This is a genomic window from Candidatus Streptomyces philanthi, assembly GCF_059553635.1.
In genome coordinates, this window is sequence record NZ_JCANQV010000368.1 from 1 (window position 1) to 4,997 (window position 4,997).

Sequence of the window (4,997 nt, forward strand, 5' to 3'; positions counted from 1 at the left end):
GGGCGGCCCGTCCGCCGTCCCGTCGCGGCCGACGCGGGCGATGAGCAGGGCGACGTCGTCGTGGCCCTCCGGGTCGCGCAGGGCGTCCAGCAGGTGGTCGCAGAGCGCTTCGAGGCTGTCCCCGGGGGCGGTGAGCAGGCCGGTGAGGGTGGCGAGCCGGTCGTCGAGGGGCTGGTCGCGGGTCTCGACCAGGCCGTCGGTGTAGAGCACCAGCCGGTCGCCGGGACCCAGTCGCACGGCGGTCTGCTCGAAGGCGACGCCGCCGACGCCGAGGGGTGCCCCGGTGGGCAGGTCGAGCAGTTCGGGCGGCCGGCCGGAGCGGACCAGGACGGGCGGGAGGTGGCCGGCGCACGCGATCACGCATCCTCCGTGGCGCGGGTCGTAGACGGCGTAGACGCAGGTGGCGAAGGCGGGGTCGAGTCCGGCGGCGATGTTGTCGAGGTGGCGCAGCACCTCGGCGGGTTCGAGGTCGAGGTCGGCCAGGGCGCGGGTGGTGGTGCGCAGCTGTCCCATGGTGGCGGCGGCGTTGATGCCGCTGCCCATCACATCGCCGACGACGAGGGCGGTCTTGTCGTCGGCGAGCGGGATGGCGTCGAACCAGTCGCCGCCGATCTCGCCGGCCGCCTGCGCGGGCTGGTAGCGGTAGGCGATCTCCATCCCGGTGGGCTGGGGCGGTTCGTGGCTCATCAGATGGCGTTGGAGGGCCAGTGCGGTGCGGCGTTCGCTCTGGTAGGCGCGAGCGTTGTCGATGCAGACGGCGGCGCGGGCGGCGAGTTCGACGGCGAGCACCATGTCGTCCTCGTCGAACGGCAGCTCGTTGCGGAGGCGGTAGAGGGAGAGCGCGCCGAGGACCTCGCCCCGGGCGATGAGCGGTACCGCCAGGTAGGAGCGCAGTCCGGCGCGGGCCAGGAGGGCGGCGCCGTGGCGGTCCGCGGCGATGCACGGCAGGTCCGCCTCGCCGACCTCGGCCAGGAGGACGGGGCGGGCGGTGGTCACGCAGCGGGTGATGAGGCGGTCGGCCTCGTAGGAGGCGATCTCGCCGGTGGGGTCGGCGGCGTCCACGGCGTCGGTGGGGAAGGCGGTGGCGACGGCGAGGGCCCGGAAGCGGGCGGCGTCGCCGGGGGCGGGGGCGCCGCCGCGGCGGTTTTCGAGGACGGTGTCGAGGACGTCGACGGCGGCGAGGTCGGCCAGTTCGGGGACGATGACGTCGGCGAGTTCGCGGGCGGTCGTGCCGACGCCGAGGGTGGTGCCGATGGCGACGGAGGCGTCGGCGATGAAGGCGAGCCGGCGGCGGGCGCGGGCGGCCTCGGTGGCGGCCCGGTGCTGCTCGGTGACGTCGACGACGGAGGTGACCACGCCGATCACCTGCCCGCCGGTGTCCTCCAGCCGGTGGTACGACACCGACCAGGCACGTTCGGCGCCGGGAAGGTGGGGGGCGTGGTCGACGGTGAGGACGTCGGCCTGCGGCGTTCCGGTGGCGAGGACCTTGCGCATGGCGCCGAGGACGACGCCGGTGTCGAGGAAGGAGAGGACGTCCCCGGCCTCGCGTCCGATGTGCTGGTCGGCGGGGATGCCGCTGATCCGTTCCAGGGCGGGGTTGACCATGACGAACCGCAGGCCGGTGTCGAGGACCGCCAGGCCGATCGGCGACTGGGCGACGAGCCGTACGGAGAGCGCCAGGTCCCGCTCGGTCCTGCGCAGGACGTCCCGGTCGGTGGCGAGGCCGAGGGCGAAGTCGCGGCCGCGTTCGTCGGTGAGGCGCATGTTGCGGAACTCGACGGGACGTACGCTGCCGTCCTTGTGCCGTACGGGGAAGACGCCGGCCCAGGGTTCCCCGGTCATGACGCGGGAGAACAGGTCGAGCACCAGCCCGACGTGTTCGCGCGGTACCAGGAGTTCGGCGGCGGGCCTGCCGAGCGCTTCCCGCGCGGACCAGCCGAACAGCTTCTCGGCCTGCGGACTCCACAGGGTGATCCGGCCGCTCGCGTCCAGGATGACCGCGGCGACGCCCAGCGCGTCGAGCAGTCCGCCCGGGCGGGACGGGCGCACGTCGTCGGGGGCCGCGTCCTCGGGGAACGCGTCGGTCGTCCCCATGCAGGCACTCCTTCCGGCACCCGGGGCCGGCGGCCGGGCGCGCCGCCCGCACTCGCCGCGCTTTCCGCTGCGCTCCATCATCCCTCCGGGGAGGCGAGTCGGCCATGTCCGGCGGGGCGGGCGCCGCGTCGTGCCGCCGGTCACCCGTCCGGATCACCGCGCGTCGCCCGGACGGCGGCGGGCCGCGGGCGGACAATGGAGCCGCTTCGGGGGAAACGTCCGGGGAACGTGAGGGTCGGCCGGATCTCGTCCCTCGGACTGGAGATGTCGATCTCTCCTCACTAAGGTCCAACTAGTTGCCCACGGCAACCATTCCTGCCCGTCGCCCCCGCCGTCGGCGCCCACCGGCGCCCGGCCCCAGGAGGATTCCCCGCCATGACAGACGACGCCCAGCCCTTCCTCAGCCACGTGGAGGAGATCCTCGACACCCTGGGCACCGACCCCGACCGCGAGGCCGTGGCCCACCAGGGGCGGAGGGTCACCGCGGGCGAGCTGCGCGACCTCGTCCACCGGATGGCCCGCGCCCTGCGCGCCCGCGGACTGGACCGCGACCAGACCGTCACCCTGCTGAGCGGCAACCTGCCCGAGACGATCGCCGCGCGCTACGCGGCCAATCTCGTCGGCTGCCGGGTCAACCATCTCTACAACAAACTCTCGGCCGAGTCGCAGGCCGCCATCGTCCGGGACGTCGAGACCCGCGCACTGATCGTCGACCCCCGGCTCACCGGGCGCGCCGCCGAGATCACCGCGCTGGCACCGGTGCCGGACATCCTCGTCCTCGGCCCCGCCAAGGACGGCCTTGACCTGCTGGAGCTGGCGGCGGCGCAGGGGAACGAGCCGTTCCCCGGGCGCGCCCGCCCCGATGATGTGTGCACCATCCGCCACACCGGTGGCACCACCGGGCACCCCAAGGGCATCTGCAGCACCTTCGAGCAGCACGTCCGCTTCCGGGACTTCCTGCCCGAGGAGGAGATCGCCCCCCGCCAGCTCGTGTGCACCACCCTCGCGCACGCCGCCGGCATGATGGCCGACCACACGCTCCTCGCGGGCGGCTCCGTCGTCCTGCACGACGACTTCGACCCCAAAGAGGTCCTCGCCACCATCGCCCGGGAACGCATCACCGAGCTGATGGTGCTGCCGCCGCTGCTGTACCGGCTCCTCGACCACCCGGACGCCCCGGACACCGACACCAGCAGCCTGATCCGGCTCGTCTACGGCGGCTGCCAGGCGTCCCCGGCACGGCTCGCCGACGCGGTCCGGCTGTTCGGCCCGGTGCTGCTCCAGGGCTACGGGCAGAACGAGGCCGGCGGCATCAGCATCCTCACCCCCGAGGACCACGACCCCGAGCGGCCCGAGCGGCTGCGGTCGGCCGGCAAGCCGCTGCCCGGCATCGAGGTGGCCGTCCGCGACGAACAGGGCCGCGACCTTCCGGTGGGCGAACACGGTGAGATCTGCGTCCGCTCCTCGATGATCATGCAGGGTTACTGGAAGCAGCCGGAGCTGACCGCCCAGGTGCTGCGGGACGGCTGGCTGCACACCGGGGACATCGGCCACCTCGACGAGGACGGCTACCTCACCGTCGTCGACCGGATCAAGGACATGATCGTCGTGGTCGGCGGCCATGTGTACACCACGGAGCTGGAGGATCTGCTCAACACCCATCCGCGGGTGCGGCAGAGCGCCGTGTTCGGCGTCCGCGACGCCGACCGCATGGAGCAGGTGCACGCCGTCGTCGTCACCGCCCCCGGAGGCGGCGTCGACGACCAGGAGCTGCGCACCTGGGTCCGCGAGGCACGCGGCGCGATGTACGAACCGGCCCGCATCACCTTCACCGAGGCCCTGCCGCTGACGGACGCGGGCAAGCCCGACAAGAAGCTGCTGCGCCAGTGGGCGGAGCAGGCCGCCTGAGCACCCGCACCGCGCCTCCGCGGGGCCCGGGTGCGCATGCGTCCGGGCCCCGCGGAACGCGTCTTTCCGTTCGTCGGATTCGCTGCCCTTGAGGCGATATGACGATCCGTCGGACGCGCTCCCGGGGCCCGCGCGCCGCACCTGAACGGCGGACCTTCTCGTGCGTTCGGGGGAGAGTGCGTTTTGAAGTCTTCCGCGTAGGTGATCCCTCAAAGCGCCAGTATCACCACGCATCCCCTTGAGGAGCAGACATGCGCATCCGCGCCGTGCTCGCAGCCGTCGCCCTGGCCACCTCCCTCGTGCTGGGTGGCTCCCAAGCCGCGATCGCCTCCGGCGGAGACAAGGAGCACCACGACCACGAGTCCTACTCCCAGTCGTTCGGCGCCGGCGGCGACTCCGGGACCTGCCTTCTGGGCGCCGCCATCGTCGACGGGTTCGGCCCCGCGTTCCTCGAAGGCTGTCACGGCGACAAGTGGGGCCTGATGGGCAGCGACGAATCGCGCTGAGCCGACGGCAGGTCCAGTGATGCCGGCCGCCGCCCTCCGGGGCGGCGGCCGGTTCTTCGGTGCGCGGCCGGACGTCAGCCCGGCGCGCCGGCCCCGCAGGAGCCGCGGACGACCAGTTCGGGGGCGAGGCGGACGGTCCGACGGGAGCCTGGGACACCGCCGGGCGGGCAGCGGGTGAGCAACCGGGCGGCCTCGGCGGCGAGTTCGGCGACGGGCTGGCGGACGGTGGTCAGCGCCGGGTCGGCCAGGCCCGCCAGCGGGATGTCGTCGAACCCGGTCACCGCGATCTCACCGGGCACGTCCACGCCCAGCTGGCGCAGCCGTTGCAGCACACCGACCGCGATGAGGTCGTTGGCGCAGACGACGGCGTCCGGCCGCCAGGACATCAGACGGTCCGCGGCGGCCCTCCCCCACCCCACCGAGAAGTCACCGAGCAGGACCCGGCCCGGGGCCTCCTCGTCCACGGCCCCGGAGGCCGCCTCGTAGGCC

4 protein-coding genes are annotated in these 4,997 nt (G+C 73.6%); 2 read left to right on the forward strand and 2 right to left on the reverse strand.

Annotated features, from left to right (window positions below; all coding sequences use genetic code 11):
* On the reverse strand, positions 1 to 2,094 hold a 2,094-nt coding region (locus tag AC51EU_RS26980; RefSeq protein ID WP_496269699.1), incomplete at its 3' end, for a SpoIIE family protein phosphatase.
* Positions 2,095 to 2,469: 375 nt separating this feature from the next.
* Between AC51EU_RS26980 and AC51EU_RS26985 the strand changes: the two genes are divergently transcribed.
* Positions 2,470 to 4,002, forward strand: coding sequence for an AMP-binding protein (locus AC51EU_RS26985; RefSeq protein ID WP_496269700.1), 1,533 nt, complete (start codon positions 2,470 to 2,472; stop codon positions 4,000 to 4,002).
* 251 nt (positions 4,003 to 4,253) lie between these two features.
* A complete protein-coding gene (locus AC51EU_RS26990) occupies positions 4,254 to 4,508 on the forward strand; it encodes a hypothetical protein (RefSeq protein WP_496269701.1) in 255 nt (84 codons plus the stop codon).
* Between the two features lie 74 nt (positions 4,509 to 4,582).
* Here AC51EU_RS26990 and AC51EU_RS26995 read toward each other — a convergent pair.
* The coding region (locus tag AC51EU_RS26995; RefSeq protein WP_496269702.1) for a substrate-binding domain-containing protein at positions 4,583 to 4,997 on the reverse strand (415 nt) is incomplete at its 5' end.